At 70.8% G+C, this 24,373-nt stretch carries 23 protein-coding genes; 11 read left to right on the top strand and 12 right to left on the bottom strand.

Annotated elements, in window-relative coordinates:
• Positions 1-52: 52 nt before the first annotated feature.
• The 6 genes from glpR to galU all read right to left on the bottom strand — a co-directional run bounded on the left by glpR (position 53) and on the right by galU (position 5,495).
• Positions 53-1,252 (bottom strand): gephyrin-like molybdotransferase receptor GlpR, encoded by a 1,200-nt coding sequence (glpR, locus tag ADK57_RS39400; RefSeq protein ID WP_053754520.1) that lies wholly within the window; start codon positions 1,250-1,252, stop codon positions 53-55.
• A 254-nt stretch (positions 1,253-1,506) separates the two neighbouring features.
• On the bottom strand, positions 1,507-2,121 hold the full coding sequence (locus ADK57_RS39395; protein ID WP_078973579.1) for a GNAT family N-acetyltransferase: 615 nt from the start codon (positions 2,119-2,121) through the stop codon (positions 1,507-1,509).
• Positions 2,122-2,141: 20 nt separating this feature from the next.
• Positions 2,142-2,648 carry a MogA/MoaB family molybdenum cofactor biosynthesis protein gene (locus ADK57_RS39390; RefSeq protein ID WP_053754519.1) on the bottom strand — a complete coding sequence of 169 codons (507 nt, stop codon included), beginning with the start codon at positions 2,646-2,648 and terminating at the stop codon, positions 2,142-2,144.
• Positions 2,645-3,157, bottom strand: coding sequence for a cyclic pyranopterin monophosphate synthase MoaC (gene moaC / locus ADK57_RS39385; RefSeq protein ID WP_053754518.1), 513 nt, complete (start codon positions 3,155-3,157; stop codon positions 2,645-2,647). Before moaC ends, ADK57_RS39390 begins: the two co-directional genes overlap by 4 nt.
• 107 nt (positions 3,158-3,264) lie before the next feature.
• Positions 3,265-4,587, bottom strand: coding sequence for a gephyrin-like molybdotransferase Glp (gene glp, locus ADK57_RS39380; RefSeq protein ID WP_053754517.1), 1,323 nt, complete (start codon positions 4,585-4,587; stop codon positions 3,265-3,267).
• Positions 4,588-4,592: 5 nt separating this feature from the next.
• Positions 4,593-5,495, bottom strand: a complete 903-nt coding sequence (gene galU / locus ADK57_RS39375) for a UTP--glucose-1-phosphate uridylyltransferase GalU (protein ID WP_053754516.1) — start codon at positions 5,493-5,495, stop codon at positions 4,593-4,595.
• Between the two features lie 132 nt (positions 5,496-5,627).
• Between galU and ADK57_RS39370 the strand changes: the two genes are divergently transcribed.
• On the top strand, positions 5,628-6,212 hold the full coding sequence (locus tag ADK57_RS39370) for a 5-formyltetrahydrofolate cyclo-ligase (RefSeq protein ID WP_078973578.1): 585 nt from the start codon (positions 5,628-5,630) through the stop codon (positions 6,210-6,212).
• 57 nt (positions 6,213-6,269) lie between these two features.
• Here ADK57_RS39370 and ADK57_RS39365 read toward each other — a convergent pair whose 3' ends face one another.
• Positions 6,270-9,041 (bottom strand): penicillin acylase family protein, encoded by a 2,772-nt coding sequence (locus ADK57_RS39365; protein WP_053754514.1) that lies wholly within the window; start codon positions 9,039-9,041, stop codon positions 6,270-6,272.
• A gap of 234 nt (positions 9,042-9,275) precedes the next feature.
• Here ADK57_RS39365 and ADK57_RS39360 point away from each other — a divergent pair, with 234 nt between their 5' ends.
• The 6 genes from ADK57_RS39360 (at position 9,276) to mscL (ending at position 15,061) form a co-directional block, all read left to right on the top strand.
• A complete protein-coding gene (locus ADK57_RS39360; protein ID WP_234390551.1) occupies positions 9,276-10,820 on the top strand; it encodes a potassium/proton antiporter in 1,545 nt (514 codons plus the stop codon).
• Between the two features lie 274 nt (positions 10,821-11,094).
• Positions 11,095-12,357, top strand: a complete 1,263-nt coding sequence (locus ADK57_RS39355; protein ID WP_053754512.1) for an MFS transporter — start codon at positions 11,095-11,097, stop codon at positions 12,355-12,357.
• A gap of 67 nt (positions 12,358-12,424) precedes the next feature.
• On the top strand, positions 12,425-12,778 hold the full coding sequence (locus ADK57_RS48385) for an FmdB family zinc ribbon protein (protein WP_078973577.1): 354 nt from the start codon (positions 12,425-12,427) through the stop codon (positions 12,776-12,778).
• Between the two features lie 135 nt (positions 12,779-12,913).
• Positions 12,914-13,747: an S-methyl-5'-thioadenosine phosphorylase gene (locus tag ADK57_RS39345; protein ID WP_053754555.1), complete on the top strand. Its 834-nt coding sequence runs from the start codon at positions 12,914-12,916 to the stop codon at positions 13,745-13,747.
• A 156-nt stretch (positions 13,748-13,903) separates the two neighbouring features.
• Positions 13,904-14,458 (top strand): hypothetical protein, encoded by a 555-nt coding sequence (locus tag ADK57_RS39340; protein ID WP_053754510.1) that lies wholly within the window; start codon positions 13,904-13,906, stop codon positions 14,456-14,458.
• 138 nt (positions 14,459-14,596) lie between these two features.
• Complete coding sequence (gene mscL / locus ADK57_RS39335) at positions 14,597-15,061, top strand: large conductance mechanosensitive channel protein MscL (protein ID WP_053754509.1); 465 nt, start codon at positions 14,597-14,599, stop codon at positions 15,059-15,061.
• 35 nt (positions 15,062-15,096) lie between these two features.
• On the opposite strand, the gene ADK57_RS49495 is transcribed toward mscL, so the two are convergent.
• Positions 15,097-15,273, bottom strand: a complete 177-nt coding sequence (locus tag ADK57_RS49495) for a hypothetical protein (RefSeq protein WP_107091756.1) — start codon at positions 15,271-15,273, stop codon at positions 15,097-15,099.
• Between the two features lie 93 nt (positions 15,274-15,366).
• On the opposite strand from ADK57_RS49495, the gene ADK57_RS39330 reads away from it, so the two are divergent.
• The 4 genes from ADK57_RS39330 to ADK57_RS39315 all read left to right on the top strand — a co-directional run bounded on the left by ADK57_RS39330 (position 15,367) and on the right by ADK57_RS39315 (position 19,952).
• The gene (locus tag ADK57_RS39330) at positions 15,367-16,572 is read left to right on the top strand and encodes a low temperature requirement protein A (RefSeq protein WP_053754508.1); all 1,206 of its coding nucleotides are present in this window, start codon (positions 15,367-15,369) and stop codon (positions 16,570-16,572) included.
• 41 nt (positions 16,573-16,613) lie between these two features.
• Entirely contained in the window at positions 16,614-17,642 is a 1,029-nt protein-coding gene (locus tag ADK57_RS39325; protein ID WP_078973576.1) for a P1 family peptidase, read from the top strand.
• A 159-nt stretch (positions 17,643-17,801) separates the two neighbouring features.
• Entirely contained in the window at positions 17,802-19,019 is a 1,218-nt protein-coding gene (locus ADK57_RS39320; protein WP_053754554.1) for a L,D-transpeptidase, read from the top strand.
• A gap of 186 nt (positions 19,020-19,205) precedes the next feature.
• Positions 19,206-19,952 (top strand): DUF6227 family protein, encoded by a 747-nt coding sequence (locus tag ADK57_RS39315; RefSeq protein ID WP_053754506.1) that lies wholly within the window; start codon positions 19,206-19,208, stop codon positions 19,950-19,952.
• A 19-nt stretch (positions 19,953-19,971) separates the two neighbouring features.
• On the opposite strand, the gene ADK57_RS39310 is transcribed toward ADK57_RS39315, so the two are convergent.
• The 4 genes from ADK57_RS39310 to ADK57_RS39295 all read right to left on the bottom strand — a co-directional run bounded on the left by ADK57_RS39310 (position 19,972) and on the right by ADK57_RS39295 (position 24,307).
• A complete protein-coding gene (locus ADK57_RS39310) occupies positions 19,972-20,223 on the bottom strand; it encodes a hypothetical protein (RefSeq protein WP_053754505.1) in 252 nt (83 codons plus the stop codon).
• 91 nt (positions 20,224-20,314) lie between these two features.
• On the bottom strand, positions 20,315-22,372 hold the full coding sequence (locus ADK57_RS39305) for a PTS fructose transporter subunit IIABC (RefSeq protein WP_053754504.1): 2,058 nt from the start codon (positions 22,370-22,372) through the stop codon (positions 20,315-20,317).
• A 229-nt stretch (positions 22,373-22,601) separates the two neighbouring features.
• A complete protein-coding gene (gene pfkB / locus ADK57_RS39300; protein WP_053754503.1) occupies positions 22,602-23,549 on the bottom strand; it encodes a 1-phosphofructokinase in 948 nt (315 codons plus the stop codon).
• Positions 23,546-24,307 carry a DeoR/GlpR family DNA-binding transcription regulator gene (locus ADK57_RS39295; RefSeq protein ID WP_053754502.1) on the bottom strand — a complete coding sequence of 254 codons (762 nt, stop codon included), beginning with the start codon at positions 24,305-24,307 and terminating at the stop codon, positions 23,546-23,548. Before ADK57_RS39295 ends, pfkB begins: the two co-directional genes overlap by 4 nt.
• Between the last annotated feature and the right edge of the window lie 66 nt (positions 24,308-24,373).

Here is a 24,373-nt window from a genome sequence, read left to right as displayed (position 1 = left end):
ATCCTCGTCCGGGTGCTTGGAAATCCGTTCCCGGCTGGTCAAACCACCTGGGTCACTCGTTCGCGGCGCGCGGCCGGTCGCCGTCCTCGTACTGGTCGAACAGCGGCGTACGGCCACGCTCACGGGCGCGACGGGCGGAGGCGGCGCGACGGGCGTCAGTGCGACCGTCCGCCGCCGGTTTGTCCTCCGCGTCGGCGGCCTCTTCCTCCGCTCCCGCGTCCCGCGCATCGGGCCGCGCCTCCTGCTCGGGCGTGACGGCACTGGACCGCGCCGAGCTCCACGCGTCCGGCGCCCCGAGATCCACGTCGGAGGTGGCCCGCGGCGCGACCGGCGCGGTCACGTACGTCGGCAGCGGCACCGGCACCGGATCCCAGCTGTCACCGTGGCCCGGCCGCTGCTGCCGCTCACGCTGCTGGTCGACCCACTCCGCGTGATCGGTCTGCTCGACGAGCGCACGCCGGTCCGCGGCCAGCGCCGACATTCCGGGGTCCGTCTCCGGCTCGGGACCCTCGTCCGGCTCCTCGGAGTCGGCGCTCGCGTCGACGGAGGCGCGTCGGCGCGGCTGGCGCGCACGCTCGCGCAGTCGCTGCGCGGCGGCCTCCGCCTGGCGCCGGTCCATCTGGTAGGCGAAACGCCTGCGCTCCTGGGAGCGCAGGTACGCGATGTACGCGCTGAGCAGCACGGCGGGCACGCCGGGCGCCCACAGGAAGGTGAGCCCCCCGACCGCGGCGACGATCGCGCCGAGCGAGAAGGCGACGAAGAGCATGACCGTCGTACGCCGACGGCGCGCGAGCACCTTCGTACGCCGGGCGCGCGCTGCGGCCGCTTCCTCCGCCGGCGTGCGCCGGGCGGGCGGAACTCGCCTCCGCGCGGGCGGCGCACTCTCGGATGCGCGCGCCGGTTCACGCACCTGTTCACGTACCTGTTCCGACCGCGCGGGCGCCTGCGCCTGGACCGCCGCCTGCGCCTGTGGCCGGGTCGGAGGCATGGCGAAGGCCCGGACGTCCACCGAATCGGTGACCGCGCCCGGGTCCACGGCGCTGGGCTCCCCCTCTTCGGTGGAGCGCGCCCGCAGGTCCTTGGCGTATCGGCGCTCCATCCCCGCCCGTCCGGACAGCAACCGGATGGCCGTACTGAAGCGTTCCGTCGGACGGGCCTCGTTCAGCTCGTCCTGCCTACGGAGCCACATCGGCACCAAGTAGGCGGCCCAGGCCCCGACAATGACTGCGTAGATGAGGCCGCTGCTGCTCACGCCTCACACGGTAGAGGGGTTTGCGTGAGGCCATCTGCCAATTGAGCCGGTGTGTCGCACGATCTGGCTGATATTTCGAGCTTTTTTTGTGACCGATGCGATCAACAGGTCGCCGAGGTAGTGAATTCAATGCCCCGAGACGGTCATCCATCGATCATTTTCGAACACACATTCAATTTCCCGGCTACGGGCTACGGGCTACCGGCTACCGGCTACCGGCTACCGGCTACCGGCTACCGGCTACCGGCTACCGGCTACGCGGGATTGTCGTGGGGCGTGCTCCTGGATCGTGCCCGCTGCCAGCGCCTCAGCAACCCGTCGGGCACCTCTTCCGCGGTGAGTGCGAAGACGAGGTGGTCGCGCCAGGCGCCGTCGATGTGGAGATAGCGCGGCCTGAGGCCCTCCTCGCGGAATCCGAGTTTCTCCACGACCCGGCGGCTGGGCCCGTTCTCGGGGCGAATGCAGACCTCGATGCGGTGCAGACCAACGGTGCGGAAACAGTGGTCCACGACGAGTGCCACGGACGTCGGCATCACTCCGCGCCCGGCCACCGACTCGTCCACCCAATAACCGACATGGCCCGAGCACATCGAGCCCCAGGTGATTCCGGCGACCGTCAGCTGCCCCACCAGCCGCCCCTGGTACTCGATGACGAACGGCAGCATCCGGCCCGCGTTCGCCTCGGCCCGCAGATGCCGGACCATCTGACGGTAGGTCGGCCGGTGCGCGATCGGCCCGCTGGGCGTGGGCGGCGGGATCGTCGCCTCCCAGGGCCGCAGCCAGTCCCGGTTGCGCCGGTTGACCTCGCGCCAGGCCCGCTGGTCGCGCATCTTTATCGGCCGGAGGACGACATCGCCGTCCGCCAGCACGACGGGCCAGGATGGGCTGTTCAGCTCGCACCCCCACTACTGGCGGCGGGTCTGGGGTGGTCGCCGCCGCGGATCTGGTCGACGGCGTGTGCCAACAGGGGCTCCAGGACGGCCAGTCCGTCCTTCACGCCGCCGGTGGAACCCGGCAGATTGACGATCAGTGTCCGCCCCGCCACCCCGGCCAGGCCCCGGGAGAGCACCGCCGTCGGCACCTTCTCCCGCCCGAACGCCCTGATGGCCTCCGCGATGCCCGGCACCTCGTGGTCGATCACCCGGCGGGTCGCCTCGGGGGTTCGGTCGGTGGGCGAGATGCCGGTGCCGCCGGTGGTGACGATCACGTCGTACCCCGCGTCGACCCCGGCGCGCAGGGCCGCCTCCACGGGGTCGCCGTCGGGCACGACCTGCGGGCCCTCGACGGCGAAGCCGAAGCCCTTGAGGCCGTCGGCGATCAGCGGGCCGCCCTTGTCCTCGTAGACACCGGCGGCGGCCCGGTTGGAGGCGGTGACCACAAGAGCGCGATACCTCATGCCCGGCTCCAGTCGCCCGACTTGCCGCCCGTCTTCTCCTCGACCCTCACGTCCGTGATGACCGCTCCCTTGTCGACCGCCTTGATCATGTCGATCACGGTGAGCGCGGCGACGGAGACCGCGGTGAGGGCCTCCATCTCGACGCCCGTGCGGTCCGTCGTCTTCACCGTGGCCAGGATCTCCACGGCGTCGTCCGCGACCCTCAGGTCAAGTTTCACACCGGACACCGACAAGGGGTGGCACAGCGGGATCAGGTCCGGGGTGCGCTTGGCGCCCATGATGCCCGCGATCCGTGCGGTGGCCAGGGCATCGCCCTTGGGTACGCCCTCGCCGCGCAGCAGCTCGACCACGCGGGGCGAGACCAGGACGCGGCCGCTGGCGCGGGCGGTGCGCGCGGTCACGTCCTTCCCGGACACGTCGACCATGCGGGCCGCGCCCGCCTCGTCGATGTGGGTCAGTCGGTCCTGCTCAGAGGATCCGGGGGTCTCCCCCCGGGAAGGCACTGTCATGCTGTGTGGCGCTCCCGGTCCGGGCCCGGCGCGGTGCGGCGCGTGAGCCTGCTGTGCGCGACACGGTACCGCCAAGTCGAACCGTCGAGCGGCGCGGACCCTTCGGCTCAGCCGAGCAGGACGACCTCGACCTCGGTGCCGGGCTCCACGGACTCCACGTCTTCGGGTACGACGATCAGGGCGTCCGCGTGCGCGAGGGCCGCGACCAGGTGGGATCCGGCGCCGCCGACGGGGGTGACCGCGCCGTCGGCGTACGTCCCGCGCAGGAACTGCCGGCGGCCCTTCGGCGAGGTCAGCGCCTTGCCGGTGGTGAGGGTCGCCCTGGTGGTCGGCCGGTGGACGTCGTCGAGGCCCATCAGGGTGCGGATCGCGGGGCGGACGAACAGCTCGAAGGAGACGTACGACGACACGGGGTTGCCGGGCAGGGCCAGCAGCGGAGTGTGGTCGGGGCCGATGGAGCCGAAGCCCTGGGGCTTGCCGGGCTGCATGGCGAGCTTGCGGAACTCGATGCCGCTGCCGGCCTCGTCCTCGTCGCCGACGTACGACAGGGCTTCCTTGACTACGTCGTACGCCCCGACGCTCACCCCGCCCGTGGTGACCATGAGGTCGGCGCGGACGAGCTGGTCCTCGATGGTGGAGCGGAGGGTCTCGGCGTCGTCGGCGACGGCGCCCACACGGTAGGCGATGGCGCCGGCGTCGCGGGCGGCGGCGGTGAGGGCGAAGCTGTTGGAGTCGTAGATCTGGCCGCTGCCGAGTTCCTCGCCGGGCTGGACGAGCTCGCTGCCGGTGGACATGACGACCACGCGTGGGCGCGGGCGTACGCGTACGGTGCCGCGGCCGATCGCGGCGAGCAGGGCGATCTGCGGCGGGCCGAGTACGGTGCCCGCCTCCAGGGCGCGGTCACCGGCCTTCACGTCGCTGCCCTTGGCGCGCACGTGCGCGCGTGCCTCGGCCGGCCGGTACACCTGCACGTGTCCCTCGGCGCCGTCGGGGGCCAGCGCGCGGGCGCGCATCCCCGTCACCGGGCCCTCGCCGAGGCCGCCGTCGGTCCACTCCACGGGGACGACGGTCTCGGCGCCGGGCGGCAGCGGGGCGCCGGTCATGATGCGGGCGGCCTGGCCGGGCCCCACGTGGAGCAGGTCGGCCTGGCCGGCCGCGACGTCCCCGACGACCTCCAGGGCCGCCGGGAACTCCTCGCTCGCGCCCGCGACGTCCGCGACCCGCACCGCGTACCCGTCCATGGAGCTGTTGTCGAACGGCGGCAGGGACACCGGCATCGTTACGTCCTCGACCAGGACGCAGCCCTGGGCGTCGAGGAGTTGCAGCTCGATGGGTTCGAGGGGGCGGACGGTCGCGAGGATGTCCTCCAGGTGCTCGTCCACCGACCACAACTGGTCATGGCCGATGGTGCGGGGCGCGGCGCTGCTCAACGTGGCTACATCTCCTCGGCTACGTAACTGCGAAGCCAGGTCCGGAAGTCCGGGCCCAGGTCTTCACGTTCGCACGCGAGTCTGACAATGGCACGCAGGTAGTCGCCGCGGTCGCCGGTGTCATACCGGCGGCCCTTGAAGACGACGCCGTGCACGGGGCCTCCGACCTTCTCGTCCTCGGCGAGTTGCTGGAGGGCGTCGGTGAGCTGGATCTCGCCGCCGCGGCCGGGCTCGGTCTTGCGGAGTATGTCGAAGATGTGCGGGTCGAGGACGTAGCGGCCGATCACCGCGTAGTTCGAGGGGGCGTCCGCCGGGTCGGGCTTCTCGACCAGGCCGGTCACCTTGACGACGTCGCCGTCCTCGGTGGGCTCGACGGCCGCACAGCCGTAGAGGTGGATCTGCTCGGGCGCGACCTCCATGAGGGCGATGACGCTGCCGCCGCGGTGCTCCTGGACCTCGACCATCCGCTTGAGCAGCGGGTCGCGCGGGTCGATCAGGTCGTCGCCGAGGAGGACGGCGAAGGGCTCGTGGCCGACGTGCGGGGCGGCGCACAGCACGGCGTGACCGAGGCCCCTGGGGTCGCCCTGGCGGACGTAGTGCATGGTGGCGAGGTCGCTGGATTCCTGCACCTTCGCGAGCCGGTCGGCGTCGCCCTTCTTCTGAAGGGCCGATTCCAGCTCGTAGTTGCGGTCGAAGTGGTCCTCGAGGGGGCGCTTGTTGCGGCCCGTGATCATGAGGACGTCGTCGAGGCCGGCGGACACGGCCTCCTCGACCACGTACTGGATCGCGGGCTTGTCGACGACCGGCAGCATCTCCTTGGGAGTGGCCTTGGTGGCCGGCAGGAACCGGGTGCCGAGACCTGCTGCGGGAATGACAGCCTTGCTGATCCGAGGGTGCGACTGAGTCATGTCCGCAACCTTATCCGGTGCCTTTGCATGGAATCTGAGGCTCCGGTTAATTGGCTCTCATATGAGCGTATTGGAAGGGTACGGGTGCAACCTTTGAGTCACGTCGGACGTCCGGCCGAGCCTGACAAGCGAATGTTGCGGCGGGAGATCCTCTCGGTGAGGAACACATTGACGGCCGATGACGTGCGGGAATCCGCCGCCGCGCTGGCCGGGCGGGCACTGGAGCTGCCCGAACTGGCGCGTGCGCGCACGGTCGCGGCGTACGTCTCCGTGGGGAGCGAACCCGGGACGCTCGCGCTGCTGGACGCGCTGCGCGCGCGGGGCGCGCGGGTCCTGCTTCCGGCGCTTCTGCCCGACAACGACCTGGACTGGGGCGCGTACACCGGCGAGGGATCCCTCGCGCGCGTCCAACACGGCGGAAAGATGGCCCTCTTCGAGCCCTCCGGGCAGCTTCTGGGTCCTGACGCCGTGACCGCCGCCGACGCCGTGCTGCTGCCGGGCCTGGCGGTCGACGCCCGCGGTATGCGTCTGGGTCGCGGCGGAGGCTCGTACGACCGCGTCCTGGCCCGTCTGGAACGCGCGGGCGTACACCCCGCGCTGGTGGTGCTGCTGTACGACTCCGAGGTCGTCGAGCGCGTGCCCGCTCAGGCGCACGACCGGCCGGTGCAGGCGGTGGTGACGCCGTCGGGCGTGCGCCGTTTCCGGCACGGTTCCTGAACACGAAACGGCCCTCCACGCGCGCGTGGAGGGCCGTTTCGGGGTGCCGTCAGGGGCTCACGGCTTCAGTTCCAGCGTGTCGCTCGTGTTGTCGTCGACCGCCTTGGACGAGAAGGACCAGTCCAGCAGTTCGCCCTTGACCCACTTGCTCGTCTGGTCGACGTAGTGGGCGCTGTATGCGTGGCCCGAGGCACCGGTGAGGTTGATCCACTTCGACTTGTCGAGGTCGTCGAGGTTGACCACCATCCGCATCGACGGCACCCAGACGACGTCGTAGCCGCCGGCCGCGTTCCAGCCGGTCGCGTTGACCGCCGCCTCGCCGCCGCCGAGCTTCCAGGGGCCACGGTTGAGCATGTACTGCAGGAAGCCGGGGCCGTCGGTGCCCAGGGTCTGGTTCTTCAGGAACAGGCGGTGCAGCCGACCCCAGCTCCAGGTGTCGATGTCCTTGCCGAGCTTGGCGGTCAGCTCCCAGCGGGCGTCGACCATGGCGCGCTCGAACAGCTTGTCGCGGTTCTTGACGGCGCCGACGCGGTTGCCCGAATCGGGCGTCGTCCACCAGTCGCTCTTCTGGTCGTCCATGAGGTTGCGGACCACCTCGAACCAGCGGTCGCCACCGTCGGGCTGCGCCTGGTCGGCGTCGCGCTGGCCGCACTCACGCACCTTGCCGGTCTCGTCGACGGGGCCGGTGGTGCTGACCGGGTCGACCCACAGGCACTGCCCCTTGACCCGCAGCTCCTTGGGCAGCTTGTTGCCGAAGGCGAGCTTGAGGATGTTGCGCCAGACCGAGTTGAAGTAGGCGGCGGCCGCCGAGTCGGCGTCCTGGGTGTAGTCCCAGCCCTCGAGGAGTTCCTGCGCCTCACGGACGTTGGGGTCGTCGAGGTCGATCTTCAGCAGCTTGGGCACGAGCAGCTTGGCGATCTCGCTGCTGTTGTCCAGCTGCATCTGGCGCATGTCGTCGGTGGAGATCTTGCCGCCGCCCTTGATCTTCTGTTCGATCAGGTCGGTGATGCGCTGGCTGCGGGTGCCGTAGCCCCAGTCCGTGGTGAGCGTGTAGGGGTACTTGTCCTGGTCGATCACGGCCTGGTTGGCGGTGACGATGTAGCCGCGCTCCGGGTTGTACTCGTAGGGCAGCTCGTCCTGCTTGATGTAGCCGGTCCACTTGTACTTCGAGTTCCAGCCCGGCGCCGGGATGGAGCCGTCGTCGCCCTCCGCGCGCGTGGGGATGCGTCCGGGCAGCGTGTAGCCGATGTTGTCCTCGGTGTCGGCGTAGACGAGGTTCTGCGAGGGCACGTCGAAGAGGGCCGCGGCCTTGCGGAAGCCGTTCCAGTCGGTCGCCTTGTCCATCGCGAAGACGGCGTCCATGGAGGTGCCCGGGTCCAGCGCGGTCCAGCGCAGGGCGATGCCGTAGCCGTCGCCGCGGTCGGGTGCGGAGGTGTCGACCGTGGCCTTCTTGCCGACCTTCACGAGCTCGTCGTCGCGGTCGGACAGCAGGGGTCCGTTGTTGGTCTCCCGGACGACGATCTTCTTGGAGGCGCCGCCGGCGACCTTGATGGTCTCCTCGCGGGTGGTGAAGGGCTTCACCTTGCCGTCGTACAGGTAACCCTCGCCGGAGAGCTTCTCCAGGTAGAGGTCGGTGACGTCGACGCCGGAGTTGGTCATGCCCCAGGCGATGTCCTGGTTGTGGCCGATTATCACGCCGGGCATGCCCGCGAAGGTGTAGCCGGTGACGTCGTACTGGCACTTGCTGGAGACGGTGCGGCAGTGCAGGCCCATCTGGTACCAGACGGACGGCAGCGAGGCCGACAGGTGCGGGTCGTTGGCCAGCAGCGGCTTGCCGGTGATGGTGTACTTCCCGGCCACGACCCAGGAGTTCGAGCCGATGCCGTTGCCGTTCACTCCGACGGCGGTGGGGACGTCGTCCAGGACGTTCTGGAGGCCCGACAGCTGGCTCTCCAGGGCGGAACCGGCCGTGGACGACGAGGTGCCCGTCGCGGTGCCGCTCGTGCCGCTCGTGGACGTGCCGCCGGCGGACGTGCCCCCGCTTCCCGCGAAGGTCCCGGTGAGCTCGTCGTACTGGCCCTGCTGGACGATCGTCCGGTTCCGGCTGTACGGGTACTCCGGGTACAGGTCGGCGATCTGCTTGGGGCCCAGGCGGCTGGTCATCAGGGCGCGGTCGATCTCGTCCTGCATGTTGCCGCGCAGGTCCCAGGCCATGGCCTTCAGCCACGCGACCGAGTCGACCGGGGTCCACTCCTCGGGCTTGTAGTCGTTCTCGAAGCCGAGGGCCGCGTACTCCAGGGAGATCTCCTTGCCGTCCTTGCCCTGGAGGTAGGCGTTGACTCCCTTGGCGTAGGCCTGGAGGTACTTCTTCGTGGAGGCCGACAGCGTCTTGTCGTACTCCTCCTTCGCGACCCGGTCCCAGCCCAGGGTGCGCAGGAACTCGTCGTTCTTGACCTGGCCCTTGCCGAACATCTCCGACAGGCGCCCGGAGGTCATGTGACGGCGCACGTCCATCTCGTAGAAGCGGTCCTGCGCCTGGACGTAGCCCTGTGCCATGAACAGGTCAGCGTCGGAGGAGGCGTATATCTGCGGGATGCCGTAGCTGTCGCGCTTCACGTCCACGGGCCCCGAGAGGCCCTCGAGCGTGATCGAGCCCTGCGTCTGCGGGAAGGAGGCGCGGACGGTGCTGATGGACCAGTACGCCCCGTAGGCGACGCCTCCGATGATGGCCAGTACCAGGACGAGGACGAACAGGCGGGCTTTGCGCCCCTTTTTCCTGCCGGACTTGCCGGGCTGCTGACCCGAAGAGGCGGTGGTGTTGGGGGGCATCGCTGTCCTTGCTGTCCTAACGCGAGCGGCAGGCGGGCTTGTCCATTTGACTGAGCGCTGGAGCAACCATAGGCGCAGGGCCTGTTGCTCCTTGACGCGGAGTCGGGAACCAGAACGGACGAACGTTCGATCACGCGCTCGGGAAGCGTCAAGAAATCGTCAAGAGTTAGGTAAGGTAACGAAGTACTTGGGTGCGGAGCACCATCACTTCGTGTCCTATGTACGTGAGCTCACGTGCGCTTGAAGCATGTGCGCCAGGGAAGGGAACGGCCGCTGACTGTCCACCACCTCAACCAGCTCCTGCTCGTCTGCTCGCTCGTCCTGCTCGTCGCCGTGGCAGCGGTTCGGATCTCCTCGCGCAGCGGGCTCCCCAGCCTGCTCGTCTACCTGGGGATCGGCATCGCCATGGGCCAGGACGGCATCGGCGACATCCACTTCGACAACGCCGAACTCACCCAGGTCATCGGATACGCGGCCCTCGTCGTGATCCTGGCCGAAGGTGGCCTCGGCACGAAGTGGAAGGAGATCAAGCCGGCCCTGCCGGCCGCCTCTGCGCTGGCCCTGGCCGGAGTCGCGGTGAGCGTGGGGGTCACGGCGACGGCCGCGCACTATCTGATCGACCTGGAGTGGCGCCAGGCGCTCATCGTCGGGGCGGTGGTGTCCTCGACGGACGCCGCGGCGGTCTTCTCGGTGCTGCGGAAAATCCCGCTCCCCGCGCGCGTGACGGGCACGCTGGAGGCCGAGTCCGGCTTCAACGACGCCCCCGTCGTCATCCTGGTGGTCTCCTTCTCCACCGCGGGCCCGATCGAGCACTGGTACGCGCTGGTCGGCGAGATAGCTCTGGAACTGGTCATCGGCGCCGCCATCGGCATCGCGGTGGGCTGGCTGGGCTCCTGGGGCCTCAGGCACGTGGCCCTGCCCGCCTCCGGCCTCTACCCGATCGCCGTCATGGCGATCGCCGTCACGGCGTACGCGGCGGGCGCGATGGCGCACGGCAGCGGCTTCCTCGCGGTCTACCTCGCCTCGATGGTGCTGGGCAACGCGAAGCTGCCGCACTGGCCCGCCACCCGCGGCTTCGCCGACGGGCTCGGCTGGATCGCCCAGATCGGCATGTTCGTCCTGCTCGGCCTGCTGGTCACCCCGCACGAGCTGGGCGACGACATCCTGCCCGCGCTCGTCATCGGGCTGGTCCTGACCATGGTGGCGCGCCCGCTGAGCGTGGTGCTCTGCCTCACGCCGTTCCGGGTGCCGTGGCAGGAGCAGACACTCATGTCCTGGGCCGGACTGCGCGGCGCCGTGCCCATCATTCTCGCGACGATCCCCATGGTGGAGGGCGTCGAGGCCAGCCGCCGGATCTTCAACCTCGTCTTCGTCCTGGTCGTCGTCTACACCCTCGTCCAGGGGCCCACCCTGCCGTGGCTCGCCCGGAAACTGAGCCTGGGCGAGGACGCGGAGGCCGCCGACCTCGGCATCGAGTCGGCGCCCCTGGAGCGGCTGCGCGGACATCTGCTGTCCGTCGCGATCCCCGAGGAGTCGAAGATGCACGGCGTCGAGGTCAACGAGCTGCGCATGCCCGCCGGGGCCGCGGTCACCCTGGTCGTACGCGACGGAAAATCGTTCGTTCCGCTGCCGACGACGGTGCTGCGACGGGGCGACGAGCTCCTCGTGGTCGCCACGGATCCGGTCCGGGACGCTGCCGAGCGGCGGCTGCGCGCGGTGGGCCGCGGCGGCAAGCTGGCCGGGTGGCTGGGCACGGACGGCGACGGCACGAGCCGTTAAGGGCGTGTTTCGTACGGTTCACACCCCAGTCAATCGCAGGTGAACACCTCCATGGTGCTCGTTTTCACAGGAGCACCAGGCCTTGATCCCTGTAGGATGAAGGCGCATTCCGATCGAACCAACTCTGCCTGACGCAGTGCTGGCGCGACCGTATGGCGGCCGGGACGCCCCGCAGTGGGCGCCGGTATCTACCGCAGCGCGCAAGAGGACAGCTCTCGGCGCCGTCGCCCCAGGAAAAGGGGCCGCGCTACCAGGCGGCAGAAAGGCACGGGCCGTGGCATCCACGGTCACCTCCCGCCCCGGCTACGGGCAACTGCTGCGCACGCGCGGCGCCTGGACGTTCCTGCTCCCCGGCTTCGCGGCACGCCAGCCGTTCGGGATGCTCACCGTCTCCATCGTGCTGCTCGTGCAGCACACCACCGGCTCGTACGGCGCGGCCGGCGCCGCCGCGGCCGTCACCGGTGTCTCCATGGCACTGTTCGCGCCCTACAGCGGCCGGCTCGCCGACCGCTATGGGCAGCGCGCCGTACTGATCCCGGGCGTGCTGGTGCACTCACTGTCGGGCCTGGCCCTGACCGCGCTCGCACTGTCACACGCGCCCCTGTGGGCCCTGCTCGTGGCCGCCGTGCCCACGGGAGCCTCGCAGCCCCAGATCGGCCCCATGGTGCGCGCCCGCTGGGGCGTGAAGCTCCAGGACTCGCCCCTGATGTCCACCGCGGCCGCGTTCGAGTCCGTCACCGACGAGCTGACCTTCGTCGTCGGCCCGCTGCTGGCCACCGCCCTGTGCACGGCCGTCGACCCGGCCGCGGGCCTGGTGACGGAGGCGTCGCTCACACTGATCGGCGGTCTGCTGTTCGCCGCGCAGAAGAGCACACAGCCACCGGTCGCCGTCGACGGGCACGCGCGCGTGGAGCACGGTTCCGCACTGCGCATCCCCGGAGTGCGCGTCCTGATCGTGGCCTTCCTCGGCATCGGTTCCGTCTTCGGCGGCATGCAGGTCTCGCTGGCCGCGTTCTCCGAGTCGATCGGCGAACCGGGCCTGAACGGCGTCCTGTACGGCACCTTCGCCGCGGGCAACATGCTCTCCGGCCTGGTCTGCGGCGCCGTCGCGTGGAAGGTCGCCCCGCAGCGGCGCCTGGTCGTCGGGTACGCCGCCCTCGCACTGACCGCGTCCGGCCTGTGGGCCGCCCACTCGGTGCTCGTCCTGGCCGGCCTCGGTCTGCTCGTCGGGATGTGCATCGCGCCCGCCCTGATCACCGGCTACACCCTGGTCGAGGGCCTGGTTCCGGCCGGTGCCCGCACCGAGGCCTTCACCTGGCTGACCGGCGCGGTCGCGCTCGGCCAGGCCGCGGCCGTCACGGTCGCCGGGCAGCTGGAGGACGGCTTCCGGGAGGGCGCCGGGTTCCTGGTGCCGATGGGCGGCACACTGCTCGCCCTGGCGACCCTGCTGGCGCTGCGCTCAAGCCTCGCGGCGCGGCCGCACAGCCGCACCGTCGCACGTGGCGTCGGTCACCGCGTGCCGGTGGCAGTGGACTGATTCCCGGGAATACGTCACTATGGACCCTCGTTAGCACTCATTGAGTGAGAGTGCCAGGAGGAAGACAGTGCCCACCTACCAGTACCAGTGCACCGAGTGCGGCGAGGGCCTCGAGGCGGTGCAGAAGTTCACCGACGACGCCCTTACCGAGTGCCCCAGCTGCAATGGACGCCTGAAGAAGGTGTTCTCCGCGGTCGGCATTGTCTTCAAGGGCTCCGGCTTCTACCGCAACGACAGCCGCGGCTCCTCGTCGAGCACCTCGCCGGCGTCCGCGAAGTCGTCGACGTCCTCGGACTCGAAGGACTCGAAGTCCGGCTCGTCCGCCTCGTCGACGTCCTCTTCGTCGTCGTCCTCTTCGTCGTCCTCGGACTCGAAGTCGTCGAGCAGCGGGACCTCGTCCAGCAGCAGCTCGGCCGCGTAAGGCCGCATCAGGCGCGCTCACGGAACCCCGCCGTCGTCCCGACCGCGGGGTTCTCGTCGTCTCCGGACCCGGGCTCCGAGCGAGGTTTCCGGCCCCGGGCTCCGGGCCGGGACCGCGCCGGTTACTGTGCTGGTCATGGCGAACGCAGAGATCGGCGTAATCGGCGGCTCCGGCTTCTACTCGTTCCTCGACGACGTGACCGAGATCCAGGTGGACACCCCCTACGGGCCCCCCAGCGACTCCCTCTTCCTCGGCGAGGTCGCCGGCCGGCGGGTCGCCTTCCTGCCCCGGCACGGCCGCGGCCACCATCTGCCGCCGCACCGCATCAACTACCGCGCCAACCTCTGGGCACTCAGGTCGGTCGGCGTGCGCCAGGTGCTCGGCCCCTGTGCGGTGGGCGGCCTGCGCCCCGAGTACGGCCCGGGGACGCTGCTGGTGCCTGACCAACTGGTCGACCGTACGAAGTCCCGGCCGGGCACGTACTTCGACGGGCTGCCGCTGCCGGACGGCACGGTGCCGAACGTGGTGCACGTGTCCCTGGCCGACCCCTACTGCCCGGCCGGACGGACCGCCGCGCTGAAGGCGGCCCGCGGTCAGGACTGGGAGCCGGTGGACGGCGGCACGCTGGTGGTGATCGAGGGGCCGCGCTTCTCGACCCGTGCCGAATCGTTGTGGCACCAGGCACAGGGCTGGTCGGTGGTGGGCATGACCGGCCATCCCGAGGCGGCCCTGGCCCGTGAACTCGAGCTCTGCTACACGTCGTTGACCCTGGTCACGGACCTCGACGCCGGCGCCGAGACCGGCGAGGGCGTCTCCCACGACGAGGTGCTCCGGGTGTTCGCGGCGAACGTGGACCGGTTGCGGGGCGTGCTGTTCGACGCGGTGGCCGCGCTGCCCTCGGCCGAGGAGCGGGACTGCCTGTGCACGAACGCGCTGGGCGGGATGGATCCGGGGTTCGCGCTGCCGTAGCGGACAGGGCGGCGGTTGAGCCGCAGGGGCGGAACTTCCCGTTCGGGTGAGGGAGTTGTCCACAACCCGCCAGTAGCCCACCGGCCTCAGCGGGAATCGGCGCGAAGCCTCATCGTGGCATCGCAAGCCGATCCCTCGTCGCAGGTGGTGGTTCTCATGCCCTATGCCCCTTCTCCCTTCCCTGCTCCCTCCCCTTCTCCCGTCTCCCCGCGCCCGCTCGGCACGGACGCTCCTCCCACATGCGAGGTGCCGCACTTCGCCCCGGTGCGGGTCCGCGGCGGACGCTGTCAACTGCAGCGGCTCGTACGGCAGCGGAGGCGGGCCGTGGCGGTCGGCCTCGCCGTCACCGCGGCCGCGCTCGTGGCGTCGGGCCCGCGCGACGCGGAGCGGACCCGCGGACATCCGCAGGCGGACTTCGTACGGGAACGCCGTGCCGTCCAGACCGTGACGGCGCCGGTGCGGATCGCCGACGGGGCCACGGTCCGGCTGCTGCGGCCCGGCGACCGGGTGGACGTCATCGCCGCCGAGGAGACGGCGACCGGCGCCGACGCGCGCGTCGTCGCGCGCGGGGCGCGGGTGACGAAGGTGCCCGAGCCACTGGACGGGGCGACCGAGGGCGGGGCGCTGGTGGTGCTCTCGGTGCCGCGCTCCACCGCGGCGAGTCTCGCCGGTGCGAGCGCGACGGCCCGGCTGGCGGTGACGCTGTGCTGAGCCGTGTGCTTTCCGTCCCGTGCCCATTCCCGTCAGGGACCGCGTTGGAGCTACCCGGTTGGACAGGCCTGACTCGTCCTGCCGTAGGTTGCGGAGCTGTTTGTTCCACAACCTGTGCATGCAAGGAGAGTCCCCTACGTGAGCGAGAAGAAGCCGAGCGTCTGGGAGGGCTTCAAGGCCTTCCTGATGCGCGGGAACGTTGTCGATCTGGCAGTGGCGGTCGTCATCGGCGCCGCCTTCACCAACATCGTCAACTCGGTGGTGAAGGGGCTCATCAACCCGCTGGTCGGAGCGATCGGCACCAAGAACCTCGACACCTACAGCTCCTGCCTGAGCGACAACTGCCAGGGCGAGGAAGGCATCCGGCTCCTGTGGGGCTCGGTCCTCGGCGCGACGCTCACTTTCGTGATCACCGCGACCGTCGTCTACTTCCTGATGGTCCTGCCCATGTCGAAGTACCTGGCCCTGCAGGAGGCCCGCAGGAAGGCGAAGGAGGGCACGCAGGAGGTCGTGGAGCTGACCGAGCTGGAGGTGCTGAAGGAGATCCGCGACGCGCTGGTCGCGCAGCAGCGCCAGCGCGGCTCGGGCCACGACGAGCAGTAGCGACGGTGGAGCGGGCGGGCTGCGGCCCGCCCGGCTCACAGATGGTGGGGCGGCTTCTCGTCGAGGAAGCGCTTCAGGTCGGCCGCGCTGTCGGTGCCGGGCCGCTCGCCCCACCCGCGGTCCGTGTCGTCCGAGGACTGCTGGTCCAGCGGGTCGTCGAAGATCAGCGCGGGCTTCGGCTCGCGCGGTTCGGGCTCGGGGGCGGTGGTCATACGTCCCAGGGTACGGCCCGGGAGTTCAGCCCCTCCCCTGGTTGTGAATCCATTCACAAGAAAAAGGGCGCTTCATCTGCTGTGCTTGGTCTCATGACCTCCAGTTCCCGGAGCCCCCTGCGCAGACTCACCGCCCGCGGCCGCGACGAGGCGCACCGGGTCGCCTCACCGCTCGAGCTCTTCTTCGACCTGTGTTTCGTCGTGGCGATCGCCCAGGCGGGCATCCAGCTGGTGCACGCCGTGGCGGAGGCGCACACCGGCGAGGGCATCCTCGACTACGCGATGGTCTTCTTCGCCATCTGGTGGGCGTGGATGAACTTCACGTGGTTCGCCTCGGCGTACGACAACGACGACGCCCTGTACCGGGTCGTGACCCTGCTCCAGATCTCCGGTGTCCTGGTGCTCGCGGCCGGGGTCTCCCGGGCGTTCGAGGACAACGAGTTCCTGGCCGTCTGGCTGGGCTACGCGATCATGCGGCTCGCCATGACGGCGCAGTGGCTGCGGGTGGCACGGTCGAGCGAGGGCCCGGAGAGAACGATGGCCCTGCGGTACGCCGGTGGCGTGCTGCTCTGCCAGGTCGGCTGGCTGGGGCTGCTGTTCCTGCCCGAGGGGGCCAGGCCCTGGGTGTTCCTGGTGATGGCGCTCCTCGAGATGTGTGTGCCGCCCTACGCCGAGAAGGACCATCCGACGTCCTGGCACCCGCACCACATCGCGGAGCGGTACGGGCTGTTCACGATCATCGTGCTCGGCGAGACGATCGCCGCGGCCACGGTCGCCGTGAAGTCCGGCATCGAGGAGAACGACGCGCTGGACGAACTGCTGCCGATCGCCGCGGGCGGCCTGCTGATCATCTTCGCCGCCTGGTGGATCTACTTCGTGGTGCCCATCCACGGCCATCTCCGCTCCAACAAGCAGGCGTTCCTGTGGGGCTACGGCCACTACCTGGTCTTCGCCTCGGCCGCGGCGATCGGCGCCGGCCTGGAGGTCGCGGTCGAGCAGGCGATCGGCAAGGCGCACATCTCCACGCTGGCGGCGTCGTCCGCCGTGACCCTGCCGACGGCGCTCTACCTGCTCACTGTCTGGGTGCTGCACTCACGCCACTTCAAGGTGGGCACCGCCCAGCAACTGGTGTTGCCGACCACGGCGCTGCTGGTGATCTGCTGCAGCTTCCTGGGCGACTGGGCGGTGCTTGCCGCGGGCGTGGTGACGGCGGGCGCGGTGGCGGTCGGCACCACGCTGACGGCGCGGATGGTCGCCCGGGAGAGCGGGGAGAGCAGACGGGCGGCCCCGGCGGCCTGACGGTCCCGGGGCGGGGCCGGTGCCTGGACGACACTGGCCCCATGACAGTTGACGCTTTGACGGACGTCGCCGGGGTGCGCGTGGGGCACGCGACACGCACCGGTGACGGTTGGCTCACCGGCACCACGGTCGTCCTCGCCCCGGCGGGCGGCGCCGTGGCCGCCGTGGACGTGCGGGGCGGCGGACCCGGCACCAAGGAGACCGACGCCCTCGACCCGCGCAACGTGGTGCAGAAGATCGACGCGATCGTGCTGACCGGCGGCAGCGCGTACGGGCTCGACGCGGCGTCCGGGGTGATGGCCTGGCTGGAGGAGCAGGGGCGCGGAGTGCGGGTCGGGGCGGATCCGGCGCATGTCGTCCCGGTGGTGCCCGCCGCCTGTGTCTTCGACCTGGGGCGCGGCGGCGACTTCCGGGCCAGGCCCGACGCGGCCACCGGCCGGGCGGCCGTCGAGGCGGCTGCGGCGAGCGAGCCCGGAGCGCGGGTGCGGGAGGGCTGCGTGGGCGCGGGCACGGGCGCCACGGTCGGGTTGATGAAGGGCGGCGTGGGCACCGCGAGCGTCGTCCTCGACTCGGGGATCACGGTGGCCGCGCTGGTGGTGGCGAACGCGGCGGGGTCGGTACAGGATCCGGAAACGGGGGTGCTGTACGGGGAGTTGTTCCAGGGGCGCGTGGAGTACCCGCAGGAGCGGGTCCACGATGCCGCACGCCGGCGCCTCGCCGACCTCGCGGCGCAGAGCGCGCCTCCCCCGCTCAACACCACGCTCGCGGTGGTGGCCACCGACGCGGAACTGTCGAAGGCGCAGGCACAGAAGGTGGCCGGTACGGCGCACGACGGCCTCGCGCGTGCCGTGCGGCCGGTGCATCTGCTCCACGACGGCGACACGGTGTTCGCGCTGGCGACCGGGGCCCGCCCGCTCGACACCGAGCGTCCCCTCCCGCTGAACGAGATCCTCGCGGCGGGCGCGGACGTCGTGACCCGCGCGATCGTGCGCGCCGTGCGCGCGGCCGAGTCGGTGGACGGGCCGGGCGGGGTGTGGCCGTCGTACGGGGAGTTGTACGGGGGCCGCTGACGCGCATTCCCCAAGGGGGTGCGTTCGTGCGTTTGTTTGTCCCGGTTCTGTCACGTGATGGCGTTCATGGCGGTCTGTGGGAACCCGACCGCCGATCGATCCCCTCCTTCTCCACGCACTGGAGCGGATCGCACACACCATCTTAAATTGGAGCAACTCGTGACAACGCCGGACAAAGCAGCGCGGCGCGTACTCGGGGCCTGTGCCGCCCTGATGGTCGGCGCCCTCACCCTCACCGCGTGCGGTGGCAGCGCCAATGCCAAGAACGACGACAAGAACGCCGGGGACTCCGCCAAGTCCTCGGCGGCGAAGATCTCCATCTCGGCCGAGGACGGCTCGACCGGCGCGTCGATCAACACGACCGGAGTGAAGGTCAGCGACGGGAAGCTGACGGACGTGAAGATGACGGTGGCCGGCGCGGGGACGGCCGTACCGGGGGCGATATCCGCCGACGGCGGCAGCTGGAAGCCGAAGGAGCAGCTGGAGCGGGGGACGAAGTACGAGATAGCGGCGACCGCGAAGGACTCGGACGGGCGGACCGAGGCCGCCAAGTCCGCCTTCACCACCGTCAGTTCGGCCAACAGCTTCATCGGGACGTACACGCCCGACGACGGGACGACGGTGGGTGTCGGGATGCCGGTGTCGTTCAGGTTCGACAAGGCGATCAGCGACCAGAAGGCCGTGCAGTCGCACATCACGGTGTCGTCGAACACCGGGCAGAAGGTGGTCGGGCACTGGTTCGGGGCGCAGCGGCTCGACTTCCGGCCCGAGGAGTACTGGAAGGCCGGCTCCAAGGTCACCATGAAGATCGACCTGGACGGGGTCGAGGGCGCGAACGGCGTCGTCGGGGTGCAGAAGAAGACCGTCACCTTCACGATCGGCCGCTCGCAGGTGTCCACGGTCGACGTGAACACGCAGACCATGACGGTCGCGCGGGACGGCAGGACCCTCAAGACGGTGCCGATCTCGGCGGGCAGCGCGGAGTTCACCACGTACAACGGGCAGATGGTGATCTCGGAGAAGTTCGCGAAGCTGCGGATGGACAGCAGGACGGTCGGCCTCGACAACGCGTACGACATCCCGGACGTCCCGCACGCGATGCGCCTGACGACGTCGGGGACCTTCGTCCACGGCAACTACTGGTACAACAAGGGCAACCCGCCCTTCGGCCGCCAGGGCACCAGCCACGGCTGCGTCGGCCTCCAGGACGTGCAGGGCGCCGGGGCCGACACGAACGCCAAGTGGTTCTACGACAACTCGATCGTCGGGGACGTCGTGATCGTCAAGAACTCCCCCGACAAGACGGTGTCGCCCGACAACGGGTTGAACGGCTGGAACATGGCGTGGAACGAGTGGGTTGCGGGGAGTGCCGCATGATCGCAGCCCGACGCCCAAGGGGCCTCTGACCGGCAGTTTTTGACGAACCATCGGGCCGCGTGGGAACTTTCCCCGCGGCCCGCCCGTTTTCCGGGCGTACGTTTTCTCGGTTCCCGGACATGATGTCCGACCGAGGGGCTACGGTATGCACCCACAAGGTGACATGCAGCAACGCCGGGAGAAACCTTGAGCGTTCCGTACGAGACGGCAGCGTACGAACCACCCGAGTCGCCCGAGTCTCCGGAGGAGCACCTCGCGCGGCTCCTCGGCCGTGCCCTGAACTCCTTCGAGCTGCCCGACGAGACGATCCAGCGACTGGACTGCGCGCTGGCGCACGACAGTTCGCTGCACTCCGCGCATCACAGCGCGGGGCTGCACCGCGAGACGTACCGCCACACCTGGCTGCTCGTCGACGGCTCGGCACTCACGCTGTGGGAGCTCGTCCACAACACCGCGCCGGGCAGCGACCCGCAGCACGAGGTGTACGTGGACGAGGAGGAGCTGCGCGCGGCCACCGCCCGCCTGCCCCTGCCGGCGGACGCTCCGGACTTCGAACTGCCGGTGACGATGCAGCTGTCGCAGATCCCCGTGCCGCGCCACGCGTACCTGCCCGACGACTCGGCGGACCACGCGCGCCGGGTGCTGCGCCGGGCGGAGAACACGGACCGGCCGGACGCGGAGACGGCCGAGCTGCTGACCACGGCGTTCGCGCACCAGATCACGCAGGCCTTCGGGCGCCCCAGCCGCACGGGCCGCGCCGGGTTGTCCATCTCGCTCTACGAGCACGCGTTCCTGCTGCGGGACGGCGCGGAGGTCTCCCTCTGGGAGGTCGAGCACACTGCGACGCCGGACGGGCGGCACATGTGCGAGGTGTACGTGAGCGAGGACGCGGCCAGGGACGCGATGGAGCGGCGGGCGGCGCAGGTCTCCTGAGCGGGGTTCCCCGAGCGGGTCAGCGGCCGGCGCTGAGCCGTCGTACCAGACCCGCGAACTCGTCCTCTTCCGTCGGCGTCAGCTCGACGGACTCCCGCTGCGGGCCGACCTGCCGCTGGTGCGGCAGCGCGGGCAGCGTCCGAGCGCGCCACAGGGCGGCTTCGACGCGGCCGCGGCGCAGCATGAAGACCAGGCCGGCGGCCCAGGCGACGGCCACCAGGACGAGGAAGGTCATACCAAGCAACTGGTAGACCGAGACGTGCTCAGGCATACGTTCCAGTAGACACCACGGTCCGGGACCGAAGCCCCGGACCGTGACGTATCTCGCATGTGCCGTGAACAACTCACAGCATCCCAAAGGGCTATGCCGCGACCGGCTGCTTCCGCTCGGCCGACTGCGTGGCCGAGCCACCGTCCGCCGCCTCGGCGGTCACGGCTCCCGGTGCCGGCTTGCGCATGCTCTTCAGTGCGACGACCAGAGCCGTGGTGACGCACACGCCCGCCGCGATGGCGATCAGGTAGAGGAAGGCGTTGCCGATCAGCGGGACCACGAAGACGCCGCCGTGCGGTGCGCGGAGCGTGGCGCCGAAGGCCATCGACAGGGCGCCGGTGACCGCGCCGCCCGCCATCGAGGCCGGGATGACCCGCAGCGGGTCCGCCGCGGCGAACGGGATCGCGCCCTCCGAGATGAAGGAGGCGCCCAGGACCCAGGCGGCCTTGCCGTTCTCGCGCTCGGTGGGGGTGAAGAGCTTCTTGCGGATGGTGGTCGCGAGCGCCATGCCCAGCGGCGGGACCATGCCCGCGGCCATCACCGCGGCCATGACCTTCATCGCGGAGTCGCTGGGGCTCTGGGCGGCGATACCGGCGGTGGCGAAGGCGTACGCGACCTTGTTGACCGGGCCGCCGAGGTCGAAGCACATCATCAGGCCGAGCAGGACGCCGAGCAGGATCGCGTTGGTGCCGGAGAGGCCCGAGAGCCAGTCCGTCATGCCCTTCTGGGCCTCGGCGATGGGCTTGCCGACCACGACGAACATCAGGAAGCCGACGACGATGGAGGAGATCAGCGGGATCACCACCACCGGCATGATGCCGCGCAGCACCGGCGGGATCTTGATCCGCTGGATCGCGAGGACGACGCCACCTGCCAGCAGACCGGCCACCAGGCCGCCGAGGAAGCCCGCTGCGATGTTGGAGGCGATCATTCCGCCGACGAAGCCGGGGACGAGACCGGGGCGGTCCGCCATGCCGTAGGCGATGTATCCGGCGAGGACCGGGATGAGGAAGCCGAAGGCGACCCCGCCGATCTGGAACAGCAGGGCGGCCCAGCTGTCGACCTGGGTCCAGGAGAAGTGCTCCATGACCGAGGGCGCCTTGTTGATCTCCCAGCCGCCGATGGCGAACCCGAGGGCGATCAGCAGACCGCCCGCGGCGACGAACGGGACCATGTAACTGACGCCGGTCATCAGCCACTTGCGCAGCTTGGTGCCGTAGCTGTCGCCGGCCTCACCGGCCCGCTCGACGGGCGTACCGCCCTTGGAGGCCGCGGTGACCTCGCCGCGCTCGGCCCTGCCGCGCACGTCGGCGATGAGTTCGGCGGGCTTGTTGATGCCGGCCTTCACACCGACGTCGACGGTCGGCTTCCCGGCGAAGCGGTCCTTTTCGCGTACGGGCACGTCGTGGGCGAAGATCACGCCGTCCGCCGCCGCGATCACCGCCGGGTCGAGCCGGGTGAAGCCGGCCGAGCCCTGCGTCTCGACGACGAGTTCGACGCCCGCCTCGCGGCCCGCGTTCTCCAGCGACTCGGCCGCCATGTAGGTGTGGGCGATGCCGGTGGGGCAGGAGGTGACGGCGACGATCCGGAACGGGCGCTCTTCGGAAGCACCGGCGTCCCCGGCGTCGTCGGTACCCGTGGCGGCGCCGGCGGAGGCCGCCGCCGGCGCCGCCACGGAGTCTTCGGAGGTGGCCTCGGCCGCCTCGGGCTCGTCCCCGCGGATCAGTGCCGCCGCGGCCGCCGCGTCGCCCACCGACCGCAGTGCGTCGGTGAACTCGGCGTTCATCAGCTGCCGGGCCAGCGAGGACAGGATCGTCAGATGGGCGTCGTCGGCGCCCGCGGGGGCGGCGATCAGGAAGATCAGGTCGGCGGGGCCGTCGGCCGCGCCGAAGTCGATTCCGGCGGCGCTGCGCCCGAAGGCGAGCGTCGGCTCGGTGACGTGCTCACTGCGGCAGTGCGGGATACCGATGCCGCCGTCGAGGCCGGTCGGCATCTGTGCCTCGCGGGCGGCCACGTCGGCGAGGTAGCCCTCCAGGTCGGTCACCCGGCCCAGGGCGACCATGCGCTCGGCGAGGGCACGCGCCGCCGCTTCCTTGGTGTCGGCGGACAGGTCGAGGTCGACCAGATCCGCGGTGATCATCTCGCTCATCGCGGGCTCCTTCGCACGCGTATCGCCCGGGGAGTGTGGTGGGCGGGGGCGGGGACGGGGGTGCAGTGGGGGTTCATGGGGGTGGAGGGGGCGGGACCGGGGAAGACCCGCCCCCTCCGGGCGGCGGGCCGGCTCAGGTGGCCCTGCCTCCCTTCGGCCGCGGCGAGTAACGGGGAGGCCCGCCGCATCGAGGCCGGTCCGGTGAGGACGCCGGAGGACAAGTGGTTCGTCATGACACCGGCTCCTTCAGTACGCGATCCACCGGCACCTCGGCCGTGACCGTCACCGCCGCCGGGTCCAGGTCGGACGGCGTCGGCATCACGCTGCCGGGCAGCTGGACGGCCGCCGCGCCGTGTGCGACGGCGGAGGCGAGCGCGTCGGGGCCGCTGCCGCCGGCGATCAGGAACCCGGCGAGAGAGGAGTCGCCGGCGCCCACATTGCTGCGTACGACGTCGACCCGCGCGCTGCCGAACCAGGCGCCCGCGTCGTTCACGAGCAGTTGACCGTCGGCACCCAGGCTCGCGAGCACGGCGCGCGCGCCCATCTCGCGCAGTTCCTCGGCCGCCTTCACCGCGTCGCCGACCGTGGCCAGGGGGCGCCCGACGGCCTCCGCAAGTTCCTCGGCATTGGGCTTCACCACGTCCGGCCGCTCGCGCAGCGCGGCGAGCAGGGCGGGTCCGGAGCTGTCCAGCGCGATCCGTGCGCCCGCGGCGTGCGCCCGCGCGACCAGCTCGGCGTACCACTCCGGCGCGAGCCCCCGCGGCAGGCTTCCGCAGCAGGCGATCCAGTCCGCGTCGCGCGACTGCACGCGCACCGTCTCAAGGAGCAGTTCCTGCTCCTCCACCGACAGTTCGGGACCCGGCGCGTTGATCTTCGTGAGCACGCCGTCCGACTCCGCGAGCGCGATGTTCGAGCGGGTGGCTCCGGCGACCGGCACCGGCGCGACCTCGATGCCCTGCGCGTCCAGCAGGTCGGCGACGAGCGCGCCGGGCGCACCACCCAGGGGCAGCACCGCGACCGTGCGCTGTCCGGCGGCCGAGACGGCGCGCGAGACGTTGACGCCCTTGCCACCGGGGTCCATGCGCTCACCGGTGGCGCGGATGACCTCGCCGCGCTCCAGCGAGGGAATCTCGTAGGTACGGTCCAGGGACGGGTTCGGGGTGACGGTGAGGATCATGCGCGCACTACTTCCGTGCCGCCGCGCTCGATCGCGGCGGCGTCTTCGGGGCTCAGCCCGCTGTCGGTGATCAGCAGGTCCACGTCGCTCAGGTCGCCGAAGCGGGCGAAGTGCTCCTGGCCGTGCTTGGAGGAGTCGGCGAGCAGCACCACGCGGCGGGCCGCGGCCATCGCCGCGCGCTTCACCGCGGCCTCGGCGAGGTCGGGAGTGGTCAGGCCGTGGTCGGCGGAGAAGCCGTTGGCCGCCACGAAGAGGACATCGGCCCTGATCTCGCCGTACGCCCGCAGCGCCCAGGCGTCCACGGCGGCGCGCGTACGGTGCCGTACACGCCCCCCGACGAGGTGGAGCTGGATGCCGGGGTGGTCCGCGAGGCGGGCGGCGATCGGCAGGGAGTGCGTGACGACGGTGAGCGCCGCCTCCAGGGGGATCGCGCCGGCCAGCCGCGCCACCGTCGTACCGGCGTCGAGGACCATCGTGCCCTCGGTCGGCAGTTCCGCGAGGGCCGCCTTGGCGATGTGGTCCTTCTCGTCGGCCGCCGTCGTCTCGCGCTCGGCGAGGTCCGGCTCGAAGTCGAGGCGCCCGGCGGGGATGGCGCCACCGTGCACCCGGCGGAGGAGGCCGGCGCGGTCGAGGGCCTTCAGGTCGCGGCGGATCGTCTCCGCCGTGACCTGGAACTCCTCGGCCAGCGACACCACGTCCACGCGGCCGCCGTCACGGGCCAGCCGGAGGATCTCCTGCTGCCGCTCCGGTGCGTACATGTCCGTTCGCCTCCGATCTGTGCCCGAACTTGTGGTTTCGCTGGGAGGCTACGCCCGGATTTCCGG

It is taken from the genome of Streptomyces sp. MMG1533 (genome assembly GCF_001279775.1).
In the GTDB taxonomy this organism is placed as follows: domain Bacteria; phylum Actinomycetota; class Actinomycetes; order Streptomycetales; family Streptomycetaceae; genus Streptomyces.
Note: the sequence above shows the minus strand (reverse complement) of the source record. Positions and strands in the feature narration are given on the sequence as shown.

Excerpts from the sequence above, each read along its gene's own strand:
- ADK57_RS49495 (WP_107091756.1), bottom strand. The coding sequence starts at position 15,273 with ATGACCACCGCCCCCGAGCCCGAACCGCGCGAGCCGAAGCCCGCGCTG.
- ADK57_RS39325 (WP_078973576.1), top strand. The coding sequence starts at position 16,614 with ATGACAGTTGACGCTTTGACGGACGTCGCCGGGGTGCGCGTGGGGCAC.
- galU (WP_053754516.1), bottom strand. The coding sequence starts at position 5,495 with ATGACTCAGTCGCACCCTCGGATCAGCAAGGCTGTCATTCCCGCAGCA.
- ADK57_RS39340 (WP_053754510.1), top strand. The coding sequence starts at position 13,904 with ATGCCCTATGCCCCTTCTCCCTTCCCTGCTCCCTCCCCTTCTCCCGTC.
- ADK57_RS39310 (WP_053754505.1), bottom strand. The coding sequence starts at position 20,223 with ATGCCTGAGCACGTCTCGGTCTACCAGTTGCTTGGTATGACCTTCCTC.
- ADK57_RS39390 (WP_053754519.1), bottom strand. The coding sequence starts at position 2,648 with ATGAGGTATCGCGCTCTTGTGGTCACCGCCTCCAACCGGGCCGCCGCC.
- ADK57_RS39365 (WP_053754514.1), bottom strand. The coding sequence starts at position 9,041 with ATGCCCCCCAACACCACCGCCTCTTCGGGTCAGCAGCCCGGCAAGTCC.
- ADK57_RS39330 (WP_053754508.1), top strand. The coding sequence starts at position 15,367 with ATGACCTCCAGTTCCCGGAGCCCCCTGCGCAGACTCACCGCCCGCGGC.
- moaC (WP_053754518.1), bottom strand. The coding sequence starts at position 3,157 with ATGACAGTGCCTTCCCGGGGGGAGACCCCCGGATCCTCTGAGCAGGAC.
- ADK57_RS39305 (WP_053754504.1), bottom strand. The coding sequence starts at position 22,372 with ATGAGCGAGATGATCACCGCGGATCTGGTCGACCTCGACCTGTCCGCC.
- ADK57_RS39345 (WP_053754555.1), top strand. The coding sequence starts at position 12,914 with ATGGCGAACGCAGAGATCGGCGTAATCGGCGGCTCCGGCTTCTACTCG.
- ADK57_RS39370 (WP_078973578.1), top strand. The coding sequence starts at position 5,628 with ATGTTGCGGCGGGAGATCCTCTCGGTGAGGAACACATTGACGGCCGAT.
- ADK57_RS39295 (WP_053754502.1), bottom strand. The coding sequence starts at position 24,307 with ATGTACGCACCGGAGCGGCAGCAGGAGATCCTCCGGCTGGCCCGTGAC.
- pfkB (WP_053754503.1), bottom strand. The coding sequence starts at position 23,549 with ATGATCCTCACCGTCACCCCGAACCCGTCCCTGGACCGTACCTACGAG.